Source organism: Streptomyces sp. NPDC002868 (assembly GCF_055563295.1).
This window is the reverse complement of the sequence record NZ_JBVHDR010000006.1, coordinates 1-26,977: the sequence shown is the minus strand read 5'-3', so window position 1 is coordinate 26,977 and position 26,977 is coordinate 1. Positions and strand designations below refer to the sequence as shown.

Sequence of the window (26,977 nt, the reverse complement as noted above, 5' to 3'; positions counted from 1 at the left end):
GGTCTAAGCGTCTCGTGCCCGTTGCGTGCCCGATGCCTGATCGTCGGGCACGTCCGTGGCCTTCTCGCGCTCGGCCCGGACGCGGGCGTCGATCCCACCGGCAACCTCCTTCTGCCGCTCCAGGTTCGAGTGCTGATAGATCAGCGCGGCCCGCTCGGAGGACTGCCCGGCGCGGACCATCGTGTCCTTGAGCGTGGCGCCGGATTGCGTCGAGAGGGTGTGTCCGGTGTGACGAAGATCGTAGAAGCGGAAGTTGTCCGGCAGCCCGACCTTGGCACGAGCCTTGCGCCACTTCCGCCCGAAGGTGGACCTCCGGAACGGCTTGCCTCGCTCCCCCACGAGCAGCAGCCCGTCCGGCTTCTTCTCCGCGTACCAGGCCAGGTGGCGCTTCAGGTCCTTCTCCATGAAGGCCGGCAGGACGAGGAATCGCTTGCCCGCCTCGGATTTGGTGTCGCCGGGGGCGCGCCGTCCGGTGGTGAGCTCCGGCTCAGCTGTACGCACCCAGATGCCGACATTCTCCAGGTCCACGTCCGAACGCCGCATCGCGGCCTGTTCCTCCGGCCGGGCCGGACCGTACGCGGCGATGTAGACCATGAGCCGCCATCGCGGCCCCATCGCGTCGGCGAGCGCGTCGACCTGGGCGACGGTCGCGGTCGGGCGCTCCTCCGCGTCTTCCTTGCCCGCGCCCCTGATGCGGCACGGGTTGCGACGGATCAGCTCATCGTCGGAAGCGGTCTCCATGATGGCCTTCAGCAGCCGGTACGCCTTGGCGACCGTCGTGTCCGCGCCGGTGGTGTCGAGCCGTTCCGAGCGCCAGGAGCGGACGCGAGGCGGAGTGATCTCGTCGAGGTCCAGGCCGCCGAAGGTGGGCAGGATGTGGAGGCGGAGCAGTCGTCGGTACAGCTCGTCCGTGGTCGGCGAGAGGCGACGCTCCTTGACCCACTGGAGCGCGTACTCCTTGAAGTTGACCGCCCCGGCATCCGGGTCTGCCCAGTCGCCGCGGCGAACCTCGGTCTGCTGTTCCGCAAGCCAGTCGTCAGCGTCTCCGACCGTTTCGAAGGTCTGCGGGGCCGGGCGGTCGACGCCATCGGGCCCGAGGTAGCGAGCCTGATAGCGGCCCGAGGGCAGCTTGCGGATGCGCCCAAAGCGACGCTTCTTCTTCGCCGCCATCAGGCAGCCCTCCCGTAGCGCGAGCGCCTACGACGAACGGGCTGAACGGTGTTGGCATTGATAAAGGCCGCGAGAGCACCTTCGGGGATGCGGACATGCCGACCGACCTTGACGAAGGTCACGCGCCGTTCGGCAATCAGGCGACGAGGGAAGCGCTCGCTCGTGCCCAGCCGCTCGGCAGCCTGCGCCACGGTCAGAAGCCGCTCAGCCATGGGTGGGTTCTCCTTCCGTGCCGAGGGCCGGGGCGAGTGAGGCGGATAGCCACTCCTCGCCGCGGGTAAGGCCGATACCGGCGAACGCCCAGTGGGCGATGACGTAGGTCGTCTCCTCGTCCTGGTCGACCTCAACGGAACGAAATTCCTCGGGCAGGGCTGCGAGCGCTTGGACCCGACGCCACTCGGCACGGGCATTGCGCAGCGCGCCGAGGGTGGTCGAGTAGCGGCGCGTCTTGGTCGAGAAGTGGCCGCGGAAGCCGAGCATGTGGGCCCACGCCCTCAGCCGCAGCTCAGCCAGGTCCTTGCGCGCACCAAGCAGCCAGGCCGTACGGATCATCTGCCGGGCGTGGTCCGTGATGCGCGCATGGGCGAGCTCGGCAAGGAACTTGATCGGCCGGTCCAGGGTCCCGGTCGCTGCCTCAGCGCCTTTGGTGGCGTACTTGGCGATGTAGGCGGCCACGGCGCGTTCGGTCAGTTCAGCCGGACCCTCGAAGTCAGCCGAGCGGATCGGGCGTACGTCGAGCTGCCGACCAAACCTGAAGGCGTGCGGCCGGCCGTCGACAACGGGCCCGCTGACGGCCGCAAGGCGAGCAGCGGCGCGGATCGCGTCGGTCAGTAGCTCAGCCGTTGCCCAGGCCGGAGGAGAGCTGAAGCTACCCTCCGGGCCATCGATACGGATCACCGCATGGAAGTGGACCGCGCCGCGCTTCTGGTACTCGGCCACCTTGGCGAAGGAGACCCGGGCGGCCTTCGGGAAGTCGCGCTGAGTGAGCCCGGCCCGCTTGGCGATCTCTCTGCGCAGGTAGATGGAGAAGCGCCTCCAGAGCATCCCCGCGTGGGCATTCCACAGCACTGCGGCCTCGTAGTCGTACGTTGCCGGATCGAGCGGCACGCCGAGTACGTCGTCGTCCTGGTCGTGCAGGAGGCTGCACCGGCAGGGCCGTGTCGTTCCGCGCCCGCCGGTCGGCCGGTTGTGGACGGGACCGAAGCCGGGCGCGGTGAACGTGGCGAACGCCCTGGGGTGTTGGGCGACCGTCTCAGGATTGCCCTTGCCGCCGCGCAGTCCGGCGGTGATCAGCTGGTAGGTGTCCCGGCGGTAGACCTCTGCGCAGGCCACGCAGCGGGTCGCCCGGCGGTTGTTGCAGCGCACCAGGAGATGGCTGGCTGGGAGCTCTGCCGAGTTGAGGTGGTGCAGGACCCGGCCGATCTCCCCCGTTCGCTGGTTGAGTTCGTGTTCGGTGCGATGGCCGTTGAGGCGTACGGGGTGCGTGCAGCCGCCCAGGCCGCGCAGTTGACGCACGAGCGCAGGCATGTTGCCGAGTGCGGCGAGCCCGCCCAGGTCTTTGAGCGGGGGCGCAGTGTGTCCGGTAGTAATGGAGCTGTCCTTTCGACAGTGGTCGGGAGGGTCAGTGCCTGCCGGGGCGGCGGGATGCTTGGCGGTATCGAGGCCGCCCCGGCAGGCCGGTCAGCGCGTTCGCGCGCTGCTGAGCTGGGAGCGCAGCACAAGGGCCGCGATGGAGACGGACACAGCCGTTATGGCGACCGTGGCCAGGAGTGCGGTCAACACGACGCCGACCACGAGCACGGCGGCGACAGCACCGACGCCGATGCCCACGTACGGGGCGACGGGTCGCCCGGCGGAGGCCACCGGAGCGTGCTGGCAGGCGCACACGGGGGCGAAGTGGTGCCGCTCGGCGGGTAGCGCCGAGGTGATCAGGTGCGCGGCCGGGACAGGCGGAGCGTCGGGCATTTTCGGGCGGAGCAGCACAGCGTTCTCCTCTCACTTGTTGGTGCCGTTGACGACGTCGACTCCGGAGCGCGTGCCGGATTCGATCGCCGGGGCGAGGAAGGTCTGAGAGAGCCAGAAGCCGAAGAGTGCGATCACGACGGCCACCCACAGACGGATGCCGAGGAATTTGATCGCGGCCCAGGCGATGACGCCAAGGACGAAGACGAGCGGCAGACTCACGGTCACGGGAGGCTCCTCAGCGGACGGAACAGCGGTGAGTACGGGCAGCCAGTTCGGCAGCGGCTCGACTGTCGAAGTCGGTGGAGAAGCCGCAGCGGGGAGCCGTACAGGCAGCGGCGTGCTTCTCGTGGCCACGGCCGTCGTAGTACGTGCCGACCTGGACCGGGCCGACTCGGATCACGCGTCGGAATCGCGGCAGTGCGGGCATGAGTGGGTCCTTTCCTGGGTGAGTTGGTCGGTGTGGTCGATGAGCCAGCGGCGGATCTCGGCGGCCTCCTGCTCGTCGGCGCTGATGATCATCGGCTCGGCCAGGAGCACGGCTTCAACGAAGTGGTTCTGACGGGTCAGTTCGGCCGCGCGCTTGAGCGTGCGGAGCGTGGTCGGACGCAACGGCATTTCCTTGTCGGTCAGGTGAGTTGTGCGGCGATGGCCTCGGCGAGCGGCATCGGGACACCGAGCCGGGCGCGAAGGGTGGCGGTGTCGATCGGCGATCCCGTGCGGGTGCGGTGTTCCGCCGCGACCTTCCGGGCGTGGTCGACGAGAGCGACCGGGAGCTGGTCAGGCGTGCGGGGTGCTTCGGGAGTCGCGGGCAGCACGGGCGCATCCAGCTCGTCAGCGGGCAGCAGGGCCGGTTCGTCGACCGCTTCCCTACGCTCGTTGGCCCCGTGGGCGAGCAGCGTGCCGCCGAGGAAGGCGACCGCCGGCCAACCCGCCACGGTGATGCGGAGCCACGCCGGAACGTTGTCGAGGTCGAGCAGTCCCGCGGTGGCCACGTTCGCTCCGAGGCTCGCGGCGATGGCCACCAGGAACCATGGCCAGCCGGCCGCCCTGGAACCCCCCGACCGCAGCCGCTTCCAGGCAGCAACCATCAGCAGGTCGACGCTGACCGGATAGGCCCACGCCTTCCAACCGTCCTGGCCAGCTGCCACGGCCAGGTCATGAAGGTGCGCGAACGAGAGCGCGGCAGCGATGACCGCCTGGATCAAGACGGCGTCGACACGGACGGGCAACGCACGCACGGCAGGACCTCCGGTTTCGGGGCATGGCGGGGTAGGGACTCGGCGCGATGCGGTCACGCCAACCGAGGGATTGAGCGCTCAGCCCGCCGGACTCAGCTCGGCCGAGGCGTATGGCCGGAAGGCCTCCAACGCCGGTATGTGCGGGGTGAGATGGGCCGAGTCACGGCAGGTCGACGCGGCGTCGGCGAGGGAGAGGTACGGCGTGCGAATGCGGGACCAGCCGCCTGACGAGTCCCCCACGACCGCCAGCCCAGGCACTTCGGGGGCGATGGCGGACGCGACGTACACCGCCTCAGGAGCGATATCGCCGAGCGCCATCTTGGCCGACGCCTCGTCGTTCACCCGGTGGCACACGCGGCCGGTGAGCTGGGCCCGGAGCATGGTCGCCCCCTTGCCCAGTTCGGCCCCGAAGCGCTGCCCGCAGACCTCCAGATAGATGCCCGCGGCCCGTCCGAGCTGAGCGAGACGGATCAACTGAGTGACCACCTCGTCGCGCCGTTCCTCGTCCTTGCGTGTGGCGACGAGGAAGAGTTCCGCAACCTCGTCGACGAAGAGCACGATCGGGGCCGGTCGTTCGTCGTCGGGCAGGCCCCATACATCGGAGGTGATCTCCTCGTCCCGGACGCCGGGCGCGATGCTCTGCCGAGCCCGGATGAGGTCGTACCGGTCCTCCATCTCCTGTACGAGTACGGGCAGCAGCTCGGCGGCCTCATCAGGGTCCGTGGCCAGGGCCGAGAGCCGAGGCGCGAAGGGAGCGAGCTCCACACCGCGCTTGCAGTCGATGCCGACGAGCGCCACAGGCTGAGCCGCCAGCGCCGCCAACAGGTTGCGAAGGAACATGGACTTCCCCGAGAGCGTGGCTCCGAGGACCAGTTGGTGAGGGATGGCCCGGTAGTCGCGTACGAACGGCGTGGCGTCCTCCCGGAGAGCCACGGGTACGGCGAGAAGGTCCCTCTCCGCCCGACGCGGCATCTTCACGTCCCGCAGCACGTCGAAGCCTACGAGCAGCAGCTCGACGACGCCCGGCTTGATGCTCCGGATGTGCACGGCGTGAACGCCCCAGGCGTGCCTGAGCCGTTCGCACGAGGCAGCCACGTCGGCCGGCTCCTGTCCGGGGGCGAGGCGGAGCCGCACCCGGAGCCCCGTCGCGGTCGGGCGAACCAGACCGCGACGGGGAGGGACCGGACGTATCTCGCGACGACTGGTCGCCCTCACTGCAAGCGCCCGCAGACGGGACGGCGGAACCGTGAGCCCGCACGCATCCATGGTGGAGCCATACGAGACCAGCAGCCGGGCAGTCGCGGCGGGCAGGCCGACCATGGACCAGTAGACAGCGGGTTGAGCCTTGCGGGCGTAGGCCACCCCACCAACGGCGGTAAGTGCTCCCCCGAGTTCGGCGAGCGTCACCAGGTCAGCCACGGGATCAGCCCTCCTGCCCGGCCGGGTACGCGCCGGGAGCGATCGCAGTCGCACGGAAGGCAATGCCGTGACGAGCCTGACCGTTGAAGACGCTCTCCCACGGCCGGGCGACCAGGCCCGGCAGCGAGACGGGCGCACCCACGGCGAGCCCGTCCATGACGCCGCTCTGCGGAACGGTCACCGAGATCAGGGAGGACTCCCCCTGGTCGATGTAGACGACGCCGATCGTCATCAGACCCTCGCCGGTTACGGCGTCCTTGGCGATCTCACCGGTCTGCCGGTCTCGCAGCTTCGGCGCCGGAGCTTCCGTCATCAGGATCGTTGCCGTCGAGGCGTCGATTCGCATCACACGCACTGAAATTTCTCCTCTGTGTGGGCATCTACCAACCTGACAGGTTGACTTAGCAAGTTCGAAGTTAGGGATGCCAGGTTGACTTGTCAAGTGATTCAAGTGGCGTACTGGATAGATCAGTTGGTGGATCTCAGCCGAGCCGGTACGTGTCTTCGAGTTCCTGCCGGTCCGCCGGCAGCAGCACATCTGTCACCTGGAGGGCCTGCCCGGACGCATCGAAGGCCACGACGAGCACGCTGAGCAGCGCGTCCCCGGCAGCCATGCCGAGAAGGCCGCTCTCCTCCTTGGTCGCCAGCCGAGCGGAAACGCGCTCCGTGACGTGGTCGAAGCGCACGCGCTTCCGCGACTCCAGGTGCTCGCGGAGGCCGCCCTGAATGGGCACGGGACCGGCAAGGTCCGTACCGTCGACCAGACTTGCAGGGAAGTACGACGAGGCCAGCTCGAACGGTTCGCCCTCATCTTCGATCAGCAGCCGCCGTACGAGGACCTTGGCCCGCTTGGGTACGCCGAGCAGCGAAGCCACACGCGGAGGCACGGGCACTTCTCTCACCTCGACCAGGCGGCCCGCAGCTTGGGACTCGTCGCGCTCCAGCACTTCGCGACCACGCCGGATCTTCTGCTCGACGGCTTCCGGCTGGCCGCGCACGATGGTGCCGTACCCCTGCCGGGACTCAAGCCAACCATCCCGCTTGAGGAGTTCGAGAGCCCGAACGACCGTCGGTCGCGACATGCCGAAGGCTTGGACGAGCTGGTTCTCGCTCGGGATGAGGGTGCCGGGCGGGTACGTGCCGTCCTCGATCCGACCTTGGAGCGCCTGCGCCAGCCGCACGTACTTGGGTGCAGCCACTTCGTACGCCATAGCGTCGCCCGTCCCGGATTGGCCTAGTCAACTGGTCAACCAGTCTAGCTAACTTGCACGCATGCAGGCTAGCTCGCGTGCAAGACCGACAAGGGTCACGACTTCCAGGCGCCGTCGACGAGGAAGGACACCACCGTGCCGCCGAAGGGACTGGGCCGGGCGCTCCATGAGTCCGACAGCTCATTGACCAGGCAGAGTCCGCGCCCGTGCGCCTCGTCGGGGGTCGGCTGCCGCATCCTGACGTGCGCCGGAAATCCGGGGTTGTGGACGTCGACCCGCAGCGCCGCATTCACGCGCCACCACTCGACGCGCACCCGCCACTCTTCCTCCGCCTCCCCGTACAAGATCGCGTTAGTGACGAGTTCGGAGATCATCAAGACGCAGTCGTCGAGCGAGCACGACAGGTCGTACGGATCCAGGAACTTCCGGAACCACCGGCGGGCCCGAGCGACTGATTCGGGTTCCGGGTAGAGGGTCATGCGACCGATCGAGACCGGGCCGGAGCCCGTTTCGTCGCGCCGGTCATCGGCATCAGTCATGCGCTTCGCTGCTCCCTACCGGTGCCGTCGCAGTCGAGACAGCGCCGCTTGGACGTAGTGCGAGCGCGACCGTCAGCCGCGGAGGCTGCCAGGGCGGAGCGGGAACCCACGCGCTTCCAGCCTCGGCCCCGGCAACCCACGCATGGCGCATGCGCGTCGCGCGCTAACCCTGCGCCGTCTTTGATCACGTCCGCGCCCCTTCCAGTAAGTGGCCTTAGCCACTTACTGGATAGTGGCATTGGCCACTTGGCGCGGCGCAAGTGGTTCGCAGACAGCGCCACAGGTTTCTACGTGATCGGGTAGCCCTGCTCGAAGGCCCAACGCCCAGGCGGGTAGGTCGCTTCGGCGAACTCAAGCGGCCGATCCTGCACGTCAAAGACGATGTGATGCACGATCAACACAGCCGAATCGGCAGGCAACTTGAGGTCGGCCGCCTCCTCTTCGGTGGCCACTCGGGCGCACATCCGATCCTCGGCGTAGCTGCCTTGACGTCCCGTCATGCTCTCGACGTACATCAAAGTGCCCTCCCGAATCCGGTCCGGCTCCAGGAGCTTGGGCGCCCGCTCGCCGACCATGGCGGCGAACCACGAGGTAGAGAGCGTGATCGGTCCGGACTCGTTGTTGGTCACCCGCCGGCGATGCACGGCACGGCTGCCGGGTGCCAGGTTCAGCGCCTCGGCGACGTAGTCGGGGGCGTCCAGCCAGCCCGCCGAGGTGATGACCGCGTACTCGCCCGGCGTGTAGATCTTGCCCGTCTGCCTGGCCCGGCCGTACAACTCACGTGCACGCCGGTTTACTTGCAGACTGCGGACGTACGTTCCTGATCCTTGCCGCTTCTCGACGAGGCCCTGATGACTCAGGGCTTCCAGCGAGCGCGCAGCCGTGGGCCGCGACACGTTCCAGTCGGCCGCCAGCTGCCTCTCCGACGGAACCTCATCCCCCGGCCGCAAGTCACCGCGCAAGATCTGATCGCGGATGTGATGCGCGATCTGCAGGTACTTGGGCTGGGTCTCTTCAATCTGCGGCATCCGAGCCCTTTCCCTAAGTGGCTATTACCTCTGGCCACTATAGGGTGAGTGGCCAGGCAGCTAGCCCGTACGCTGACGCGGGTGACGCGCTTGATCGTGGCAGCAGGTGGAGGGGGCGACGCTGTCGCCGCCGCAATGCTCGACGCCGCTTTGTACGGCGGCGAGGGCCCAGCGGTGGTCTTCACGTACGCGTGGGATCGCCTCCTGGTCGACCCGGTCCCGGGCCCCCGAGGTCCCGCGAGCTTCACCGGCCTGCGACCTCTGACGAGAAGCGTCCAGGTGGTACCCGGCGATGCCCGTCCGGTAGCTCCCGCAGGCTCGACCCTCCCTCGGCTCGCCGCGGAACTCCCGCAGACCTTCGCCCTCATCGATCCGCATCACGGTGCCGAGGGCATCACGCGCCAGCTCGAAGAACTCATCCAGCACCTGGAGCCCGAGTCGATCGACCTCCTGGACGTCGGAGGCGACATCCTCGCCCGCGGCGACGAACCGACGTTGCGCAGCCCCCTCGCGGACGCCCTCACGCTAGCGGCATGCTGCCAAGTCAACGCCCCGGTACGTCTCCTGGTCGCAGGCCCCGGCCTGGACGGCGAGATCCCCGCCGAGGACCTACGCGACCGCATGGGCCTCGCACTCCTGACCCTCACAGCCGAGCACGTCGAACCGGTCAGCTCGGTCCTGGAATGGCACCCCTCGGAAGCGACGGCCATGCTCGCTGCCACCGCCCGAGGAATCCGCGGCCTCTGCGAAGTCCGCGACGCTGGCCTCCCGGTCCCCCTCACTGACGATGGCCCCACCATCCACGCAGCCGACCTGGACGACGCCCTCACCCGCAACGAGCTGGCCCGCGCCATCCTCGCAACGGAAACGCTCGACGAGGTCGAACAGCACAGCCGCGAGATCTGCGGGTACTCCGAAATCGACTACGAGCGCAACAAAGCCAGTTGGCTCGGCACCCAGCCAGCGCAGAAACTCGACCTCGAGAACACGCTCCGCCACCTCGACCAGTTCGAGGCCGAAGCCCGCGCCCGCGGAGTCACCCACACGACGTTCCGCCGCCTCACCGAGGCCCTTGGCCTTAACGGCAAGCAGCGCCAGGACCTGAGAGCTCTCCTGCTCAGCAGCCGCCCAGAGCAGTACGCAGCCCCGCTCTGGCACATCCCGCAAGTCGCCTGAGTAACAACTTTCTTCACGGGTTCAAGGCGGCTCGCTCCGCTCGCCGCGCGCTCCCCGGCTCGACCGCCGGGGACGACGCTCCTGTCTCCGCCCCGCTCTGTCCCCGGCTACGCCGGTCGCGCGGCTAGAGCGAGCCATCTTGGCTGAGGAGAAAAGGCCGGCGGGGCTGGGGCGGTCGGCTCCACGGCTTTACGCAGCCACCATGGGGCGAGCCTCCAAGATCGGGGCCCACATCGGGCTATTGCGGGCAGGTCCAGAGGCTGCCCGAGTCGCGGAAAGCTTACGGGCCCCGATCTCTCGCCCCATGGCAGCTCCCGCCCAAAGCCGCTCCGCCGACTGTTGCCGAGCCGCGCAGGCATCTCTTCAGGTAAGGCCCTGAGCTGCGGAGGTGCTTATTTTCGGACCAGGCTCCACCGGCCTCGGCTCTTCACTGAACGTGGCCTGACCGGGCAGTTAGCCCGAGCAGGGCATCTTGCGCCCCCGTTGGGCCAGGCAAGGGCATCTCTGGTGGCGGGATGGTGGGCAGCCCTGTTGGGGTGGGCCTCGGACCGCTCGGTCCGAACATTCGATTCATCGCACTGCCGTGGCCCCGGATGGGCCACGAGGGAAGGGCACCATGAATGGGAACAGCCAGCCCGCACACCCCGCGCGTCGCAGGATGATGCTCGCTGCCGCCATGGCAGCAGCGGCGCTGACCGGTCAGCTGCTCGTCACAGCGCCTGTGGCGCATGCCGGCGGCGAAGACCCCAAGAGGGAGAAGGAGAGCCACGGACTCCGGGAGTTCACCGAGGACGGGACGTTCAGGGTCCCCAAGGGCGTCAAAGCTCTGTACATCCAGGCATGGGGTGCCGGTGGCGGCGGTGGCGGCGGCGGCGGTGGCGCCCTGCTCAACAACGGCCGCGCTGCCCAGCCCGCAGGTGGGGGCGGCGGTGGTGGCGGCGGCGCCGGCGGCTTCGTCTTCTCTGTGTGCAACGTGGCCACGCAGAACCTTGGGGACGAACTCTCGGTGCACGTAGGCCACGGCGGTCACGCAGGCACCGGCGGCCAGCCCGGCGAGGACGGTACCGACGGAGGCGCCGGTACCGCCACGAGCGTGATCGACGACGGGGAGGAGGCTCTCACCGCCCATGGAGGCGGTGGCGGCGGCAGCGGCGACGCCGACGGCGAGGTTGGCCTCGGCGGCGCCGGCGGCGACGTCGACCTTAACGATGCCCTTAACTGCAACAACTTCGTCAACGACGGCTTTCGTGGCGAAGACGGCCACGTCACCGGCGTCGGCGGTCACGGCGGTGACGCCGCAGACGGCATCGTCAGCCCGCCCAACGGCGGCGCGGCAGGCGGCGACGGCGGCCAGGGCGGCAGCGGTGCCGGTGTCCCCGGCGAGCCCGGCACTCCTGGCGGCAACGGGTACGTCATCATCTGGTTCTAGCACCCGACCGTTCGGCGTTACCGACCGCTCTCACGGCCCGGGCCGTGAGAGCGGTCGCTGCGGGGGCCAGGCGCCCATAGATCGCTCAGATCACGCCCAGCCCAAGCCCAGAACAACGACCCGGACCCGCCAGCCGTACTCGCCTGACATCACCAGGTGACATCAACAGCAGCGGACCACGGCGGTAGCCAGCAGACCGATGCGGCCACGCCCCTGCCAGGCAGAAGTGGCTCTGCTGAGCAATACCGAGGCCGGGATCGAACTTACAAGGCAGGTGTCGGCGACGCCGCGCGTGCCAGATCCGTGCCAGATCGAGCGGTCAGCCACGGTCAATTGGGGTGTGAGGCGGTGCAGGCAAGCGACGTCAGGCGCAGCACTGTTGTGCGCCTGTTGACCAGCAAAGACCCGTCCGCGAGCGGTGCCAGGCTTACAAAGCAGATGTCGGCGGTTCGAAACCGTCCGCGCCCACAGTGAACAGCTGCAGCTGGCGGCAGGGTTCGGCTCCCTGGTCATCGACCAGGGGCCTTTCCGTTGTCAGATGCCACGTCGATGCCCCATCCCCGCAGGATCTGTTGTCTCGCGGATCGCCCGGAGTTCGCGGATCGCCGCGAGTTTCGGCCCGTCGTCGAGGAGCGGCTGCCCGTCCTAGCTGGTGATGATCCTGTTGTCGGACGCCATCACGTGGCCGCCTTCGAGGACTTCGAGGGCGGACATGTACAGGTCGTCGAGCTGCGCGGCCTCGGAGGCGACGAGCGGACGCTCTCACGACACATTCGGGGGTGTCGATCGCCTGTGGTGTCTCGTCGGCTTCACAGTCGGCTGCTACGAGGAGCGAATAGGACAACTCGCAACTACGACGGAGGTATATGAAATACAGTCGGACCGGCTCATTACTGGAATCCGACCGCATGTACGGAAACAAGAGACGGAACACGCATGAGCGAACAGACCAGTGCCGACCTGCCCCCGATGCCTGATTCCTCGCCAAAGGCTCCGAAGCCCCCAGGCCGCCACGCGTTTCTGAAGGGGCTGACCGTCGGGGTCCTGACGTCCGCCCTGGTTAGCACAGGACTCTTCCTGGCCATGGACAACGAGGAGGGCTCCAGGAGCCCGGCGAAGGCCGCCTCCGGGGCCACGGCGACGGCCGCCGGGGTGGCGGACAAGCCTACCGAGGAGCCCACGTTGGAGGAGATCTACAACAAGGCCCCCGCCCGCGAGGAGTTCTCGCTGGACCTGAAGACCAAGTCGAAGCAGTGCTTCGGCTCCGCCGGGTGCAACGTCACGGTGGAGCCCAACCTGTCCTACCTCGGTCCGCTGCCGCTCGACCCCGACAAGACCTACTCGATCACATACGAGGTGCGTGGCGGCGAGGACGGGGCCATCATCCAGACTATGGAGCTGACCAACCAGAGCTCCCTCTCCTACCATCCCGTCGTCATGTCCACCGCCACGAGCGGCGCCAAGCTCACCGCCGAAGTGACGGACATCGCGATCTCGGGATAGCTCAGAAGCGAAACGCGCACGAGCCATGATTGCGCTCCGCTACGGGCAGGGCTGCCTTGAGTGCGGCCTGCCGATCGGCGGCTTTGGAGTCGGCGAGGGCGGGGAACCCGGCGTCTGCGCAACTCGACAGATCAACTAGCCCGATCCGCACGGTGATTCCTAAGCTCACAACTCAGGGCCGGTAAGGCAGCGGGATCTCGTGGGCTTCCAGCGCAGCGGAGTAGCGCGTGAGCAGCGCGTCGAGGCCATCCAGGAGAAGGCTGGCAGTTTCGCGGGCGCCCGCCACGTCGCCCTCGTCGAAGGCCTCCACTACTTCAGCGACATCGCTGCGGAGAATGGAGAGTGAGTCACCCTGGATCAGCACACCGGGGAAGCGGCGACCGGGCAGGCGCACCACTGCGCTGTTGCCACCGTCCGTGAACAGCTCAGCCTCGACTCGCTCCATACGGTCATCCAACCTGACATCACCGGGTGACATCAAGGACAGTGATGTCCTGCGGTGAGCACCTCCGAGACGAGCATGCTCCTGAGGTGCCACGATGTGCGCCGATGGTGCTGCCACCCGTCTCAGTTACCGTCTCATTCAGAGTCGTTCGGGGCCGTTCAGGCGAGACCGAAGCCGGTATCTGCTCTCCCGCAACTGGCCGCCTACGAACGCAGATGAACGCCACTGCACGATTCCTCCCGCTCCACCAACACAGTTGGAAAGCGTGCTCGTCGAGCGAAGACGCTCTTGCCGTCACTGTTATGGAGCGGTCCTACCCGGTACAAGGGTGCGCAGCATGGCTTGTGTTTCGGCGTCGGTGGAGTACAGGACGGTGCCGGTCAGGCCCCTTGTCAGGAGTACCTTGTACCGGTTCCGTGTGAGACGGGCGAAGTCGTGGGACGCCGCATTGCGCAGGCTGCTGTCCCTGCACACTGCCTGGTCGGTGCGCCAACTGTCGCCTGCCCAGACCAGGTCCTGGCCGAGGATTGTGCCGTTCCAGGCGTACTCAAAACCCTGAGCTGTGTAGATGCAGCCGATCTGGCCGATGCCCGCTGGTTCAGTGGCCCAGAGCGAGGATCGCGGGCCGCCGCGTACCTCGCGCTCCCCCTTGACGTTCCACGGCCGACGCCAGTCACCGATGACCACGTCATCGACCAGGCTGCCGTCTCTTCGCGGGTCGCTCCACGGCCAGCAGAAGCCAGCGGTCATACGTGCGGTGGATCCGGCTGCTTGCCGGGAGTGGAGATACGTCTCCATCTGCTGGGGGGTGTCGGCGATCAGCAGCTCGAAGTTGGGCTCAGGCTCCCATGGCACCGGCCCTCCGGGTTCCAGCCCCAGGAGACGCCGGACCCAGTGTTCGTAGGCGCGACTTCCGCCGCAGCGGAACTGCTCGTCGAGGTTGACGTGACGGACGACGCAGCCGCGCGCTTTTGCGGCCAGATCGATCTCCTTGACGCTCCCCATCTCGTCTGGGCGCACAACTTGGTGCTCGTCGAGCAAGAAGACCGGAACCCTGGCAGCATCGATGAGTTCTTCGACCTGGCTTCGTCCGCTTCTGTGGGCGTTCAAGGAGTCTTGGTTTCCCGAGCGGTGGCGGATGCGGTGAGCTTCGTCGCAGATGAGAACATCGAGTTCGTTCTTTTCCACGGTGCGGAAGTCGAGGAAGTAGCGGAAGAGCTTGGCGATGCGCTCGTTCTTCTGACCGACGACGTGGCGCAGGGTGGTGGTGAAGGACTTGGAGCCGGTGGCGTGGACGACGTTCCGTCGGTTCCTGCCGAGATAACTCATGAGGTGGAGGGCTATCAGGCTCTTTCCAGAGCCAGGTCCTCCGGAGACCACGATCACTTCTTTGCTGTCCGACCGCCGTGAGATCGCGACAGCGCGCTTGACCAGAGACGCCGCAACCTGTTGTTCATCCATGAGCCGGAACTTGCCGCCGTAAAGGACTTCGTCGGCGGCCGTTCGCATGAGTTGCTGTCCTGGTGTGATGGGGCTGTCCAAGAGGGCGTCTGCTTCCAGCGCCCCGTCGAGCGGCGAAAGCTGGTTCTGCAGATGCCGTATGAGTTCGCCGCGGGACGTGCTGGTGAAGAGATGTGCTCTGCCATCGTTGAGCTGGAAAAGCTCGCTTACGTCCCGGTCTTGGGCGTTGTGCAGGTAGGCCAGGCCGGCGACGTGATTTTGCGCGTCATTCAGCAGTGCGGTGAAGTCCTCCAGGTAGTCGCAGTAGCGACGCACCTGCACGACCGGGTGAAGGGAGGAGCGGTAGCCGGCCCCACGGACCAGGCACAGATCTTCCGTCTCGGGTACCAGGCTGGCCTCGCTCCACTGTTTGAGTTCGACGACGACGTACGAGGGTCTGCCTGTCTCGGGATGCGTACCGGCCAATACGGCGTCCGCGCGAAGGCTGCTGAGAGGTATCTGGTACTCGATGAGGACCTCCACCTCGTGGAGCCCGGCGTCGCACAGCACTTCTGCCAGAGCCGGGAGGCTGTTCTGCCAGGCGCGGTTCTCGCCAGCTGACGGTTCCTGAAACAGCTTGGAGCGAGACCGCTCCGTGAGCCGTTCCGACAAAGTTGCGTTGCTGGTGCGTTCCAGAGTGCGTGCGGACATACGTAAGAGGGCCACGATTGATCTCCGTACGATCGGTTGGTATCGGTGGGGGTGGGCCAGGTCAAGCTTCGAGCGGCAGGCGGTACTCGAAGCTCCTCGGCCTCAGATCCTCCTCGGCCGGGGACCAGTCCTGGAGGTGCAGCACCCTGCCCTCGCTCGTGGCGTAATCGGCGCTTCGTACGTCCACCTTGATATCGCTCACCACATACAGGTCCACGGTGTGCTGCGGATTTCGGGCGTGCTCGACCTCATTGATCGTCAGGTCCACGCTCGTGGCCGCGCCTGTCGTCCCTTTGACCTCAACGCGCCTTTCCGCCCCGGCACGTGTGCAGTGGAGGTCGTATGGCTTGCCGAGGCGTTCGACGGTCCATCCCCGCTGCTCGTAGTGGGCGACGGCCATGTCCTCTGCGTGCAGCTCGATGGCCTTGCGCTTCTTGGGATCGGAGATGAAGCCAGCCCCGCGGCGCCGGCGCTTAGGCGCCTTGGGTGCCTCGACCTGTTCTGCGGTGAAGCCGGGGGTGCGGTTCAGGGGAACTTGCTGCCGTTGTGCCCAGTTGGCCGGGACGCCCGCCGCGTCGAGCAGGGGCTGGGGGTCCAAGTCGCACAGCTTGCCAATGCCGCGCTCGATGCCGGAGCGGCGGATGGCGTCGCTGCCGACCAGTCCCAGCGGCCCGTGTTCATTCAGGGGGACATCACGGATCACGGCCAGGGGCTCGACCCCGAAGCGCACTGGGTACTTGATGGCGTTCTCGGCCTCTTCGTCGGGCCAATGAGGAGCCTCTGCCCCGTAGAAGTTCTCGCGGACTTCGAAGAAGTACAGGGTGATCCTCTGGGTGAGCCACACGTCAAGCGGCACGCGGGGAGCCACCCCCGTGGCCAGCAGGGCGAAACGCGGACGGACCGACCGGTACTCGGGCTGCCAGAGCGGGAACCCCCAGGAGCGGGTCTCGATCCCGTACTGCAAGTTGCGCTGCGACTCAGTGCTTTGGCCCACGTGGACCATGACGAAAGGTTCTTGCCTCATGCAGCTCATCGTAAGCGCGTCACTATAAGTACCTCAAGAGGATCCAGAAGCGCCGAGGCCCGGACGGCTACCGGGCGCGCCAGCAACCGAGTTGCCAGCCAGCGCAATGGATGCCGCAGGCTGGCTGGTTGCGGCATCCCTGCTCGAACTTTTAAAGCGGTACTCACGGCCGTGCCCGATCCGTGCCCGACGGGTCGGTGAACGACGGTCAACAGCGGGTGCCAAGGTGTGCCCGCAGCTTCACCCTGGCACCTGTTTGGTGCTGGTCAGGCTCCGACCTAGGTTCAGAAGCGCCGTGATTCCCAAGCTCAGAGCGCGGGTTCGATTCCCGTCACCCGCTCCATAGAAAGCCCCAGGCCAGGAGCCCGGGGCTTTGTTGTTGTCTAGACCGCACTAAGCACCTTGCACCAGATCCGCACCAGAAGGCCCCTTGTCGCTCTTCTGGCGAGCGGCCCGCACGAGCTCGTCCAGCCCGCTTGCGACTTCCTGCTGTCGCTCAAGATCCGAGTGCTGATAGATCAACGCGGCCTTCTCTGACGACTGCCCGGCGCGGACCATCGTGTCCTTGAGGGTGGCCCCGGAGCGGGTCGCCAGCGTGTGCCCGGTGTGACGAAGATCGTAAAAGCGGAAGCCCTCCGGCATGCCGACCTTGGCACGGGCCTTGCGCCACTTCCGCCCGAAGGTGGACCTCCGGAACGGCTTGCCCTTCTCCCCCACGAACAGCAGTCCGTCGGGTCCTTTCTCGGCGTACCAGTCGAGATGCCGCCGAAGGTCGGTCCGAAGAAAGGCCGGCAGGACGACGAGCCGCTTGCCTGCATCCGACTTGGTGTCACCAAGGGCGCGATGGCCGGTCGTCACCTCGGGTGCTGCCATCCGCACGCGGATGGTCATCGCGTCCAGGTCGACGTCCCTGCGGCGGAGCTCGGCCTGTTCCTCCGGCCGCATCGGCCCGTACGCGCCGAGGTAGACCATCAGGCGCCAGCGGGGCCCGAGGGCATCGGCGAGTGCGTCGACCTGGGCGACGGTGGCGATCTGCCGTTCAGCGGACGACTCCTTGCCAGCGCCCTTGATGCGGCAGGGGTTGCGCCGGATCAGCTCGTCATCGACCGCGGTTTCCATGATGGCCTTCAGGAGCCGGTAGGCCTTGGCAACGGTCGTGGTCGCCCCGGTCGTCGCCAGCCGCTCGGCCCTCCAGGTGCGGACGCGAGGAGCAGTGATCTCGTCGAGGTCCAGGGCCTCGAACGAGGGCAGGACGTGCAGCCGCAGGAGTCGCCGGTACAGCTCGTCCGTGGTGGCGGACAGGCCCCGCTCGTCGACCCACTGGAGCGCGTACTCCTTGAAGTTCACCGCTCCTGCGTCTGGGTCCTGCCAGTCGCCGCGTGTCAGATCGGCCTCAATCTGCGAGAGCCAGACCTCGGCGTCCTTCTTGGTCTCGAACGTCTCGGGCGCGCGGAACTCCTGCCCGTCCTTGCCCAGGTAGCTCGCGGTCCAACGCCCGGACCGGTACTGACGAACCGATCCGAAGCGCCGGCGGCTTCCCTTCTTGTTGCCCATCAAGCAGCCCTCCCGTAGCGCGAGCGCCTACGACGAACGGGCTGAACGGTGTTGGCATGGATAAAGGCCAAGACCGGGAAGTTAGGGCTGGGCGGAGGGTTGGTTCGGTGGCTTGACGTGGGAACGGAGCCCGGCGCGAACTGTGAGTGTCGAGGTCACGGTTCGAGGGGGCTCCGTTGTCCGTTCAGTGTGCCACCAGCGGGACAGTTCGGGACCGGTCGCGAGTGTGGTTGCCGGGCCATTTAGGGGCGTTGACGCGGTGGGTGCCGCCGTCGTTGGTGGATGAGGTCCTGCGGACCACGGGCCGGACCGAGCGCCGGGTGAGGCTGCTGCCGGCCCGGGTGGCGGTCTACTTCGTGCTGGCCATGGCGTTGTTCACCGACTGCGGGTATCGCGGGGTGTGGGCCGCTTTGACGGCCGGTTTGCCGCGGGCGATGGTGCCCGATCCGTCGGCGGCCGCCCTGCGGCAGGCAAGGCGCCGACTGGGGACGGCTCCGCTGGCCATGCTGTTTCGCAGGCTGTGCGGCCCGGTCGGTTTGACCGACACGGTGGGGGTGTTCTGGCGTGGGCTGCGGTTGGTGGCCTGGGACGGGACCTGCCTGGAGGTGCCGGACAGTGAGGCCAACGTCGCGTACTTCCGGCGGCATGGCGCCCGCACCACCCGCCCGGCCGGCTATCCGCAGGTCCGGCTGACCGCCCTGGTCGAATGCGGCACCCGTGGCCTGATCGACGCGGTGTTCGGGCCGCTGCGGCACAAGGAACTGCCGCAGGCGCATGCCCTGTTGCCTGCCCTGACGCCCGGGATGCTGCTGCTGGCCGACCGCGGTTATGACGGCTACCAGGCGATCCGGGATGCCGCCGCCACCGGCGCCGACCTGTTGTGGCGGGTGCAGGCCGGGCGACTGCTGCCGGTCATGCAGCCGCTGCCGGACGGCACTCACCTGACCCTGATTGCGGACCGCCGCTCCGGCGACCGGCTGGCCAACTGGCTGCACCGCGGCCGCACCACCCCGCTGCCGAAGCTGACCGCGATGACTATGCGCGTGATCAGCTACCAGATCAGCGTCACCGCCGCCGACGGCAACTCGCGCTGCAGCACCGTCCGCCTGGTCACCACGCTCCTGGACCCTGACAGGCACCCGGCGGCCGAGCTGGCCGCCCTCTACCACCAGCGCTGGGAGATCGAGACCGCCTACTACGGGCTGAAAGTCACCCTGCGCGGCGCGGACCGCGTCCTGCGTTCCCGCACCGTCGACGGTGTCGAGCAGGAGCTTTATGCACTGCTGACCGTCTTCCAGATCTCCCGCATGGCCATGTCCCAGGCCGCCACCGCCACCGGCATCGACCCCGACCGGCTGTCCTTCACCATCGCGTTGCGCACGGCACGGCATACGGTGATCACCGCGGACACTGCCGGCCCTGCCCAACTGGCCGCCGTCCTGGTCGACCGACGCAACCTCACCGCCCCACGACGCCGGTCGCGCACCAGCCCACGCTGCGTGAAACGCACCCTGTCGCCCTACGCCTACAACAAAACCAACGGCAGCGTCGGCCAGAAGACCAAAATCATCACCCGCGTCACGCTCCTGACCAGCGCCAGACCCTAACTGCCGGTCTTGGCCTTTAGGCAGCCACCATGGGGCGAGCCTCTAAGATCATGGCCCCGATTCTGGCCATTGCGGGCAGGTCCACAGACTGCCCGAATCGCGGCAAGCTTGAGGGGCCATGATCACTCGCCCCATGGCAGCTCCCGCCCAAAGCCGCTCCGCCGACCGCGTGGGCAGCTGCGGGTTCAGGGACGCCCGGCGACGCGGTCGATGGAATCCAGGGTCCGGGCTGGTCATGCGGGACGTGCGACACACGCGCGCAAGCACCCGGATGGCGGCCTTCGGTCGGCGAGCCGCTGGGAACACCTCGGGAGGTCCACCGAGGAAAGGAGCGACCCCATGGCGAACAACGCCCACGTGCGCCACAGCGGTGACGGGGAGGCATTCTGGATGCTGAACGGCCTCTACGAGGTCAAGGCGTCGAGCGACGAGACCAATGGCTCGATGACCGTCATGGAGATGACCGTTCCGGTGGGTGGTGGCCCACCGCCCCACACTCACCCTGGGACCGAGAGCGTTTACGTCATCGAGGGGACGCTGCGCTATCACATCGGAGGCAAGACGGTCGAAGGCGGACCCGGGTCCTTCTTCCATATCCCTGAGGGCACATTGGAGCGGTTCGAGCCCACCAGCACAGTGCGGATCCTGATCACCTACACGCCGGGCGGTATCGATAAATTCTTCGCCGAGGCGGGTGAACCCGCCCAGCGACGGGAGCTGCCGCCCCAGTCGGACACGCCGCCTGACGTTGATCGCATCATCGAGATCGGTAAGCGGCACGGAATTCAGATGCAGCCGATGCCTAACGCCTAGCTTGTCCCAGGCGGCGGGGGCGCAGTTACCAGCGGAACGCGGGAGAAGGGCACGTGTGCCCCCTGCGTGCCCGATGCGGCAGCGAGTGGCGGGGAACAACGGGGAACGTCAGCGAGCCTCCCAGGAACGTGCAGGTCAGCGTCTTGCCAGGTCAGGCCCCACCCGGTTACGCGATCTTCCAAACTGGTGCTCCGAAGCCCAAAGCGCCGGCACCGCGTAGCCCCGCTCGACCGTCGCGTACCTTGACCGCGTGGATGAGGAACCGGTGGTCATCAAGCTCACGCACGACCAAGCGTTCGTGCTGTCGGACTGGCTCTACGAAGTGATGATGAAGTCCGACAAGCTCGATGCGATCGTCCCGGACCGCACCGTCTGGTCAGGCATCTATGCGATCTCCGGCACCCTGGAGAAGTCGCTCGTTGAGATCTTCATGCCCGACTACGCCGGTCGTCTGGAGCAGGCACGGCAGCGTTTGCTCGACGCCATGGGTGGCTACGAGGACGAGGAAGTCGAGGCGACACAAGGCGTGTCAAGAGAGCAATCTGGCGATGGCATCAGCGGCTGACACCAACACTGCCGGTTACCGGCGAATCCCGCCGGACTCACGCGGCAGGTGGACCCAGCACCGGCCAGGATTGGCCGTGGTGCGCGACGCCCACGGACCGACCTGATGAGGATGAGGCCACAGGTTCAAATCCTCTTGCCGGCTAGGGGTCCTCAACTTGACGGAAGAGTAGCTCGACTTGGTCATTGAGACTCCACCGACCGTGACGCAAAGCGTCCGCGTCCTCAGCTTGCGCCACCGGGCAGGATAAGTACCCACGAAGCCCTTGGTCGGGCTCCAGTTTCATACTCATCGATACCGAAACGAACCTGACAGCCAGTTAGATCGATCTCCTCTCCTCTGGCCGCAAGGTCCCGAACTACAGAAGCTGGAAAGAACACGTCACTGGGGAACTCTGGGTGGGAAATAAATCCGTACCTTCCAAGCCACCCACTGACGCGCCCTGAGAGACCTTCACGATCATCGGAAGATTCACCCTGAACGCCAGAGCCACCCACGAGAGTAGCGCAAATCCTTTGGATTCTCTCGGATACATTCCGAGCACGGAAGACTTTACCGACGTGACCAGGAATTTGCCCCCAAGCCTGACATTTCTCGAAGAGATCCACGTGGGCTTCGATATCCCGCAGCAGGAGATAGACCTTTCCCTCAAATGAGGGATTCAATACCCCGGTGACTGTTGCTGCACGCATGAACACTTTAGCGCCCTCAAGTGCTCCTGCAGCCAGCCTCAGGTCGTAGGTGCCTCTACGAAGTTCTTGCACTCCGAGCGAAAAAGCAGTGTGAGCCTTGTGAGAGGCCTCCACGGGACGCAGATCATCCTCTAGAAGACGCTCCGCCCACCTACGCCAAGAATCAATTAGCGTAGTCAGGATGATCCTGTAGAGCTTCCCCTTCTCTTCGACCTCATCTAGCGCCCAAACAAGATATTCTTGCGCTATCTCATATTCGCGCTGCCAGAGCAGAATTGTTCCCAGCGAGTGACCGGTCTCGGCAGTCCCAAAAAAATCATGTGCCTCTTGCGCATAAGGCAACGCAGCTGAAAGGTCATGAGCCTTGCGCGCCAGGTGCCCCGCCAGGAAATGACAAACTACCGCCCTCTCCTTGCCGGGAGAAACCTTTCTTAGCGCAGAGTTGTAAGCTGCAGTAGCTTGATCCACCTTACCTTTCGTGGACAAAAGAAACCCGTCGACCCTGTCAACCTCCCAGAACTCCGGATTGAGCTGTCGAGCCTTTGTCACATACTCGCGCGCCTTATCGAAGTTTTCCCGGGCCGAAATCTTTAGGGCCATTCGCAACAAGTGCGCTGTGGGCTCATCGTGGGCACCTCTAACATGCACCACAGCTGGAGCGAGTTCCCTCTGAGCTTCATCTGCCCGCCGCAACTCCTCGCCTCTGCGAATCTCTTGCTCTCGGCTGAGAATCTGACCGATCTCTGCCATATGAGGCGGCTCCACGGAGGTGAGAAAGTGGCGGGCAGCTTCCGTCAGGCCGATATGGGAGACCAGCGCGTTCTCTGGGCTCGGGCTGACCGCAACCATTGAGCCGCTCACCAGGTTCTGTACTGCACGACGCAGTTCGTCGATCGAGTTTTCGGTGAGAATAGCCAGCTCGTCGAATGTAGCCTCACGCTCAAGTGAGTACAAAACCACGAGAAGCCGCTGGGTGACCTCGTTCTGCGTTTCGTATACGGACCGGACGCAGAAATTGATGAGTTCATCCTGCTGCAGCAAAGCTAGATTTGGTTGCACACCCGCCTCTACACTCAGGACGTACCATCGAACTGCAAGCGGACTGTGCCTAAGCCGACTCACAACCTCTCTTACCGTGTCAGGCTTTAGCTGGGCCATCCAATCCACTCCACGGGCACGCGAGAAGGAACGAAAGAGGTTGTCTGCATCCTTCTCGCGCAGCGGGCCCAGCCGAATTCTCCGCTCTAGTTGCCCAACCCCAATACGACTGGTAAGGAGGTACGTCACACTGTAGGGAAGGGCCTCATACAGTGCGACGATCTCACTGCCATCAACGGTTTCTAGATTGTCAATAATCAGGAGCGTCTCAACGCCCTCAAGCATCTCCGCCAAGTCGGAGACGGAGCCTGAAAACTCGTCGACAATCACCCTTCCCAGTTGATGAATAGCACCGGTCACGTCCCGCACTGCGTCAACGATTGTTTCGACACCGTTAGCGGTTAGCCTCTCAGTCTTGAGGGAAACCCACAGGATGCACTCATAGGGCACGTCAGGCGCGTCAAGTACGCTATAGGCCGCCTGAAGTGCCAAAGCAGTTTTGCCGATACCTCCCTCGCCGGTAAGTGTGATCATATTTTCGCGGCGACGCAACAGATGCTCGACGATCGTTTGGCAGTCTTGAGACCGACCCACGAGCCCAGTCTCATCGAACTCAGGCAGCGGTAGGTTGTGGAGCACTTTGTCAGACCGCTTGACTATGGAACCGAAAGCGGGCTCCCAATTCGGGTCCTCATAGAGGTGCTCAAGCGTGTCTCGCGCGCCCTGCCAAAAGCGCGAAGTGAACGAATTCGTCGCACTGACAGCCTTCCCGGCGTCCCCTTCTTGAAGCGGACGCCCGTGCATCACACGATTGCGGATCGGCACCAAGGTGTCCATGTGCACAGTGTTAGCGCGCAACTCACGAGCAAGTTCACCCGGCAGCGAATCGCGGTGTCGATTCAGGATGTCGTAGCATTCACGCAGATCTAGATACTCGGCAATGGAGACATTCGCGTCTCCACTATCCTCCTCCCTGCGATCGTTTGCTCTCTTGAAGTTGGGCCCAAGAGCCTCATCCTCAGGAAGATGATCCAGGATGTAGCGGATGAGAATACGCCGCAAATCAGATTCAAAGGAGTCAATCAGGACATAGAGCCTGGATCGCGTCATGCGGGCGTGCTTGATCATCGACACTCCGAGGTCCAATACGCGGACAACCCACTGTAGTGACGCAACTGCAGAGCGGTGGTCAGTTCGCGCATTCCTGATCTCTGTTCCACGCGATTCTGGCTCTGCGGCTTGCCCTGGACCGGCCACCCGAACCCGTGGTCCGCGACAGAGCGGTGCGCCGAAGAAGAAGGAAGCCACGTCGAAGGTGCTGAAGCTCAGCAGGAAGGGCTGAACCTCACGGCCTATTCGTGGACTGGTGCCCCGCAGGGAGACAGCACCATCGCTTTGACCAGCAGATACGTGCGTGGTTCACAGGGCCTCCGGAGCCGTGTGCGCAGGTTCGAATCCTGCCGGGGGCACTCCAGCCAGACCAGCACGATCACGCTGCTGACCTGCACGAGTGCCACGCATGAAGACCTGGACACAGTCCCACTGAGTCCAGGTCTTTGTCGTTGTTGCGCACTGATCGCGATAGACCTGCGATAGACGCCCGAACCGCTCGGCGAGCGGTGTTCCCGCACGCCCCTAGCGGCGAGTGTGCCGGGGCGGCGCGGCGGGGTGTCAGCCGGACGGACGGCCGTTACGTGCGGGCCCCGGGGCGGGCGGACAGACTGAGCGCATGCCCGTGAAGGCGCGGCGGCCGCCATCGGCCCCTCCCAAGAGGTCGTTCCTGGACAAGGCGGCGTACGTCGCGGCGCCCGGGACCGTCGTCCTCGGGCTGCTCTACTACTTCGGCAACCAGTACAACGAGGCCTACTACCGCGCGTTCGGCGTCCCGCTCAGCGACCTGCCCATCTCCGTTCAGGCCGTCCTCGCGCGCAGCCCGCAGGCCCTCTTCTTCCCGGTCTGGATGCTGCTCGTCTGCGGGCTCATCGTCCTGCTCGTACTCGGCTGGCTCGGGCACGCCCTGGCCCGCCCGGAGAACGAGGGGCGGCGCCGCACGGCGTACCGCGCGCTGCTGGCGGTGGGCCTGCTCCTGGGGGTGGTCGGGGGCTACCCCGTGTTCTTCCGGGATGACCTGCTCGCCTTCCTCCCCGCGGGCTGGCCACGCGGGCTGCTGCCCACCCTCGTGGTGGCCCTGGGAGCCAGCCTGGCCTTCTTCGCCATCCAGGTGCGCCTCGGGCAGCACGACCCCGGGCGGCGGAACCCTCGGGTCCGCGACGCCGACCGGCTGTGGCTCGTGGCCGGGGCGTTGCTCCTAGGGATGCTGACGTTGAGCCTGTTCTACGGCGTGTCCCGGTACGCGGCGATGGCGGGCGAGACGCAAGCGAGGGCGGACGCGAACGGCGGCATGAAGCGGAACCCGGCCGTGGAGGTCCTTTCGCGCCTGCCGCTGGTCCACCACGCCAAGGACATCGAGTTCAAGGACCTGGGCGCCAGGGCCGGGCCCTACCGGTACCAGTACAGAGGCTTTCGCCTCCTGGTGAAGACCCCGACCCGCTTCTACCTCGTCCCCTACTACGGGGGATACAAGAACACCGTGACCGTCGTGCTCCCGGACGACGACGGCACGGTCCGGGTGCAGATGAAGGGCTCTGTCAGGTGAGCCCGGGCTCGGGTGTGGGGGTCTCGGTCTCGTCGGGGGTTTCCGGGGTCTCGTCGGGCTCCGGCGTCGGGGGTTCGGAGGTCGTCTCTGGTGCGGCCTCGACGGCCTCACCGGTCAGGGTCACCGAGAACACGGGCCCCTCGGCGGTCGGAGCGGTGACCGTCCCCGTCCACGTGCCGGGTTCGTGGGCGATGTGGCTGACCTGGACGCTGCACGTCTCCTGGGGCTGAAGGGTGACGCCGGTGCAGGCGTCCTCGACGATCGAGAGCTCCCCGCTGTCGGTGGTGGCCTTCAGCGGCTGGACGGTCAGGGGCACCTGCTGGTCGTTGGCGAGCTCCATGGTGCCTCCGGCCGGCTCGTCCAGCTGCGCCCTCGGCACGGCGACCGTCGCGCCACCGCCGGAGCCTCCGTCGGTGCCGGGGAAGACCTTGCCCAGATCCTCGTCCGCCGGCGCGGTGGGGGACGTTTCGGTGTCCGTGTCGGTGGTCGTGGTGTCGCGGGTCTGGACGGGCTCGGGGTCGGATCCCCCGCACGCCGTCGCCGTCATGGTCAGGGCTGTCAGCAGTGCCACCGCGGCGAAGCTGCGTCTGATGTCCGGCATCACGGTGTCGGTCCCTCCGCTCCGGCTCGGGTCGGCGCCCAACGTCGCACAGCGGCTCGCTGTAAGCGCGGAACCGGCGCGGTGACACTGCGTTATCACCCGGGCGGCGGTGCCACTGGGGCCCTGACGGTGCGGCCGTCCGGGGACGGGCCGGTCTAGTACGGGCCCATGCGATCGGCAGCCTGCTGGATCCTCTGAGCCGCGCCTTCAAGAATCCGCACCAGATCTGCGAGGCCGCCCAGGTTCGAGGTGGCGTCCGCTAGCAGTCTCGCGTTGTCACCCAGGTTGCCCAGCCTGTTGGCAGCTCGGGCAAGCAGCATCGCGTTGTCCTCCAAGCCGGACAGCCGCCATGCCGAGTCGTTGAGCAATACGGCGACATCCTCCGAGATTCCGAACTCGTGAACACGCGGATCCGCCAGTTCGTCGGTCAGGGTCCGCAGCAACGCTGCGAGGTCTGGGGCCGTCTCAGCGAACACGTCGAGAGCCGGGCTGACACGGTCAAGTAGCTCGGACTGCGCCTGGGCGAGCATCAGCGACAGCTTCTCTTCTGTGAGGCCCGAAAGCCCGGCCAGCTGATCAAGGCTTCCCGCTTCGCGCTCTTTCTTCCACTGCTCAAGAAGATCAACCGGATAACGTTCCCACCCCTTCCCGTCGACCGTCTTGTGATGGACCGTGCATAACAGGATCAGGTTGGAAAACGCATCTCGCTGCGACTTCGAAAGCGTCGCGTCGAAGCGCGGCCCTGACGGACTAGCAGCGCGAATATGGGCGATGTCAACGTTCAAAACCGGAGATCCGTTAACCATCCGCATAGTCGGCGCCTGACACTCCGGCCAGTAGCAGTAGCCACGCGCGAGCGTCATCAGCCCAACGATCGTGGCGTTGCGTTGAGAACCAGCGAGGCGGCCGTGTATCCGGCGAGCGCGGCGGACAAGGCGGTGAGGGTGTGGCTCACGACGCACCGCGCGCATGGAGAGAATCAGCGCTGTGCTGGCCTCGGGCACGGTGCGGAAGGTCGGCCGCGCGGTCGTCCAGAACAGATGCCGGTCCTGTTCCTCTGGCCGATCCGGAGTGGAGGTTCTCCGGCTGCGCC

27 protein-coding genes are annotated in these 26,977 nt (G+C 66.2%); 7 read left to right on the top strand and 20 right to left on the bottom strand.

Going from position 1 to position 26,977, the window contains the following annotated elements; genetic code table 11:
* Window positions 1–3 precede the first annotated feature (3 nt).
* The 13 genes from ACZ3H8_RS19250 to ACZ3H8_RS19190 form a co-directional block, all read right to left on the bottom strand.
* A complete protein-coding gene (locus tag ACZ3H8_RS19250; protein WP_467403330.1) occupies window positions 4–1,170 on the bottom strand; it encodes a tyrosine-type recombinase/integrase in 1,167 nt (388 codons plus the stop codon).
* Entirely contained in the window at window positions 1,170–1,382 is a 213-nt protein-coding gene (locus tag ACZ3H8_RS19245; protein WP_467403328.1) for an excisionase family DNA-binding protein, read from the bottom strand. Before ACZ3H8_RS19245 ends, ACZ3H8_RS19250 begins: the two co-directional genes overlap by 1 nt.
* Window positions 1,375–2,697, bottom strand: coding sequence for a replication initiator (locus tag ACZ3H8_RS19240; RefSeq protein WP_467403325.1), 1,323 nt, complete (start codon window positions 2,695–2,697; stop codon window positions 1,375–1,377). The genes ACZ3H8_RS19245 and ACZ3H8_RS19240 overlap by 8 nt, the downstream gene beginning before the upstream one ends.
* 153 nt (window positions 2,698–2,850) lie before the next feature.
* Window positions 2,851–3,150 carry a hypothetical protein gene (locus tag ACZ3H8_RS19235; RefSeq protein ID WP_467404069.1) on the bottom strand — a complete coding sequence of 100 codons (300 nt, stop codon included), beginning with the start codon at window positions 3,148–3,150 and terminating at the stop codon, window positions 2,851–2,853.
* A gap of 15 nt (window positions 3,151–3,165) precedes the next feature.
* Window positions 3,166–3,360 carry a hypothetical protein gene (locus ACZ3H8_RS19230; protein WP_142214576.1) on the bottom strand — a complete coding sequence of 65 codons (195 nt, stop codon included), beginning with the start codon at window positions 3,358–3,360 and terminating at the stop codon, window positions 3,166–3,168.
* A 10-nt stretch (window positions 3,361–3,370) separates the two neighbouring features.
* Complete coding sequence (locus ACZ3H8_RS19225) at window positions 3,371–3,562, bottom strand: mobile element transfer protein (RefSeq protein ID WP_467403323.1); 192 nt, start codon at window positions 3,560–3,562, stop codon at window positions 3,371–3,373.
* Window positions 3,532–3,744: a hypothetical protein gene (locus ACZ3H8_RS19220; RefSeq protein ID WP_467403320.1), complete on the bottom strand. Its 213-nt coding sequence runs from the start codon at window positions 3,742–3,744 to the stop codon at window positions 3,532–3,534. The genes ACZ3H8_RS19225 and ACZ3H8_RS19220 overlap by 31 nt, the downstream gene beginning before the upstream one ends.
* A 17-nt stretch (window positions 3,745–3,761) precedes the next feature.
* Window positions 3,762–4,373, bottom strand: a complete 612-nt coding sequence (locus ACZ3H8_RS19215; protein WP_467403318.1) for a DUF2637 domain-containing protein — start codon at window positions 4,371–4,373, stop codon at window positions 3,762–3,764.
* Between the two features lie 78 nt (window positions 4,374–4,451).
* Window positions 4,452–5,792, bottom strand: a complete 1,341-nt coding sequence (locus tag ACZ3H8_RS19210) for an FtsK/SpoIIIE domain-containing protein (protein WP_467403316.1) — start codon at window positions 5,790–5,792, stop codon at window positions 4,452–4,454.
* Window positions 5,793–5,796: 4 nt separating this feature from the next.
* Complete coding sequence (locus ACZ3H8_RS19205) at window positions 5,797–6,147, bottom strand: SCO3933 family regulatory protein (protein ID WP_398990521.1); 351 nt, start codon at window positions 6,145–6,147, stop codon at window positions 5,797–5,799.
* Window positions 6,148–6,274: 127 nt separating this feature from the next.
* A complete protein-coding gene (locus ACZ3H8_RS19200; RefSeq protein ID WP_467403313.1) occupies window positions 6,275–7,003 on the bottom strand; it encodes a GntR family transcriptional regulator in 729 nt (242 codons plus the stop codon).
* Window positions 7,004–7,098: 95 nt separating this feature from the next.
* Complete coding sequence (locus ACZ3H8_RS19195; protein ID WP_467403311.1) at window positions 7,099–7,542, bottom strand: ATP-binding protein; 444 nt, start codon at window positions 7,540–7,542, stop codon at window positions 7,099–7,101.
* A 287-nt stretch (window positions 7,543–7,829) separates the two neighbouring features.
* Window positions 7,830–8,570 carry a GntR family transcriptional regulator gene (locus ACZ3H8_RS19190; protein ID WP_467403309.1) on the bottom strand — a complete coding sequence of 247 codons (741 nt, stop codon included), beginning with the start codon at window positions 8,568–8,570 and terminating at the stop codon, window positions 7,830–7,832.
* A gap of 81 nt (window positions 8,571–8,651) precedes the next feature.
* On the opposite strand from ACZ3H8_RS19190, the gene ACZ3H8_RS19185 reads away from it, so the two are divergent.
* From ACZ3H8_RS19185 to ACZ3H8_RS19175, 3 genes are all read left to right on the top strand, one after another.
* The gene (locus tag ACZ3H8_RS19185) at window positions 8,652–9,746 is read left to right on the top strand and encodes a DUF1152 domain-containing protein (RefSeq protein WP_467403307.1); all 1,095 of its coding nucleotides are present in this window, start codon (window positions 8,652–8,654) and stop codon (window positions 9,744–9,746) included.
* Window positions 9,747–10,362: 616 nt separating this feature from the next.
* Window positions 10,363–11,175 (top strand): hypothetical protein, encoded by an 813-nt coding sequence (locus tag ACZ3H8_RS19180; protein WP_467403304.1) that lies wholly within the window; start codon window positions 10,363–10,365, stop codon window positions 11,173–11,175.
* 936 nt (window positions 11,176–12,111) lie between these two features.
* Window positions 12,112–12,678: a hypothetical protein gene (locus tag ACZ3H8_RS19175; protein ID WP_467403301.1), complete on the top strand. Its 567-nt coding sequence runs from the start codon at window positions 12,112–12,114 to the stop codon at window positions 12,676–12,678.
* Window positions 12,679–12,850: 172 nt separating this feature from the next.
* On the opposite strand, the gene ACZ3H8_RS19170 is transcribed toward ACZ3H8_RS19175, so the two are convergent.
* The 4 genes from ACZ3H8_RS19170 to ACZ3H8_RS19155 all read right to left on the bottom strand — a co-directional run bounded on the left by ACZ3H8_RS19170 (window position 12,851) and on the right by ACZ3H8_RS19155 (window position 17,852).
* Window positions 12,851–13,123 carry a DUF6959 family protein gene (locus tag ACZ3H8_RS19170; RefSeq protein ID WP_467403298.1) on the bottom strand — a complete coding sequence of 91 codons (273 nt, stop codon included), beginning with the start codon at window positions 13,121–13,123 and terminating at the stop codon, window positions 12,851–12,853.
* 300 nt (window positions 13,124–13,423) lie between these two features.
* Window positions 13,424–15,274, bottom strand: a complete 1,851-nt coding sequence (locus ACZ3H8_RS19165) for a DNA/RNA helicase domain-containing protein (RefSeq protein ID WP_467403293.1) — start codon at window positions 15,272–15,274, stop codon at window positions 13,424–13,426.
* A gap of 61 nt (window positions 15,275–15,335) precedes the next feature.
* Window positions 15,336–16,298, bottom strand: coding sequence for a protein NO VEIN domain-containing protein (locus tag ACZ3H8_RS19160; protein WP_467403290.1), 963 nt, complete (start codon window positions 16,296–16,298; stop codon window positions 15,336–15,338).
* Between the two features lie 393 nt (window positions 16,299–16,691).
* Window positions 16,692–17,852 (bottom strand): tyrosine-type recombinase/integrase, encoded by a 1,161-nt coding sequence (locus ACZ3H8_RS19155; protein WP_467403287.1) that lies wholly within the window; start codon window positions 17,850–17,852, stop codon window positions 16,692–16,694.
* Window positions 17,853–17,998: 146 nt separating this feature from the next.
* Here ACZ3H8_RS19155 and ACZ3H8_RS19150 point away from each other — a divergent pair, with 146 nt between their 5' ends.
* The 3 genes from ACZ3H8_RS19150 to ACZ3H8_RS19140 all read left to right on the top strand — a co-directional run bounded on the left by ACZ3H8_RS19150 (window position 17,999) and on the right by ACZ3H8_RS19140 (window position 20,837).
* A complete protein-coding gene (locus tag ACZ3H8_RS19150; RefSeq protein WP_467403284.1) occupies window positions 17,999–19,459 on the top strand; it encodes an IS4 family transposase in 1,461 nt (486 codons plus the stop codon).
* 339 nt (window positions 19,460–19,798) lie between these two features.
* Window positions 19,799–20,272, top strand: a complete 474-nt coding sequence (locus ACZ3H8_RS19145; protein WP_467403281.1) for a cupin domain-containing protein — start codon at window positions 19,799–19,801, stop codon at window positions 20,270–20,272.
* A gap of 250 nt (window positions 20,273–20,522) precedes the next feature.
* Window positions 20,523–20,837 (top strand): hypothetical protein, encoded by a 315-nt coding sequence (locus tag ACZ3H8_RS19140; protein WP_467403278.1) that lies wholly within the window; start codon window positions 20,523–20,525, stop codon window positions 20,835–20,837.
* A 224-nt stretch (window positions 20,838–21,061) separates the two neighbouring features.
* On the opposite strand, the gene ACZ3H8_RS19135 is transcribed toward ACZ3H8_RS19140, so the two are convergent.
* Window positions 21,062–23,755 (bottom strand): NB-ARC domain-containing protein, encoded by a 2,694-nt coding sequence (locus tag ACZ3H8_RS19135; protein ID WP_467403275.1) that lies wholly within the window; start codon window positions 23,753–23,755, stop codon window positions 21,062–21,064.
* A gap of 601 nt (window positions 23,756–24,356) precedes the next feature.
* Between ACZ3H8_RS19135 and ACZ3H8_RS19130 the strand changes: the two genes are divergently transcribed.
* The gene (locus ACZ3H8_RS19130; RefSeq protein ID WP_467403273.1) at window positions 24,357–25,283 is read left to right on the top strand and encodes a hypothetical protein; all 927 of its coding nucleotides are present in this window, start codon (window positions 24,357–24,359) and stop codon (window positions 25,281–25,283) included.
* Here ACZ3H8_RS19130 and ACZ3H8_RS19125 read toward each other — a convergent pair.
* Together ACZ3H8_RS19125 and ACZ3H8_RS19120 are read right to left on the bottom strand one after the other, a co-directional pair.
* Entirely contained in the window at window positions 25,276–25,884 is a 609-nt protein-coding gene (locus ACZ3H8_RS19125) for a hypothetical protein (RefSeq protein ID WP_467403271.1), read from the bottom strand. The genes ACZ3H8_RS19130 and ACZ3H8_RS19125 overlap by 8 nt on opposite strands.
* Window positions 25,885–26,039: 155 nt before the next feature.
* Window positions 26,040–26,977 (bottom strand): hypothetical protein (locus tag ACZ3H8_RS19120; protein WP_467403268.1); only part of this gene is annotated, 938 nt, incomplete at its 5' end.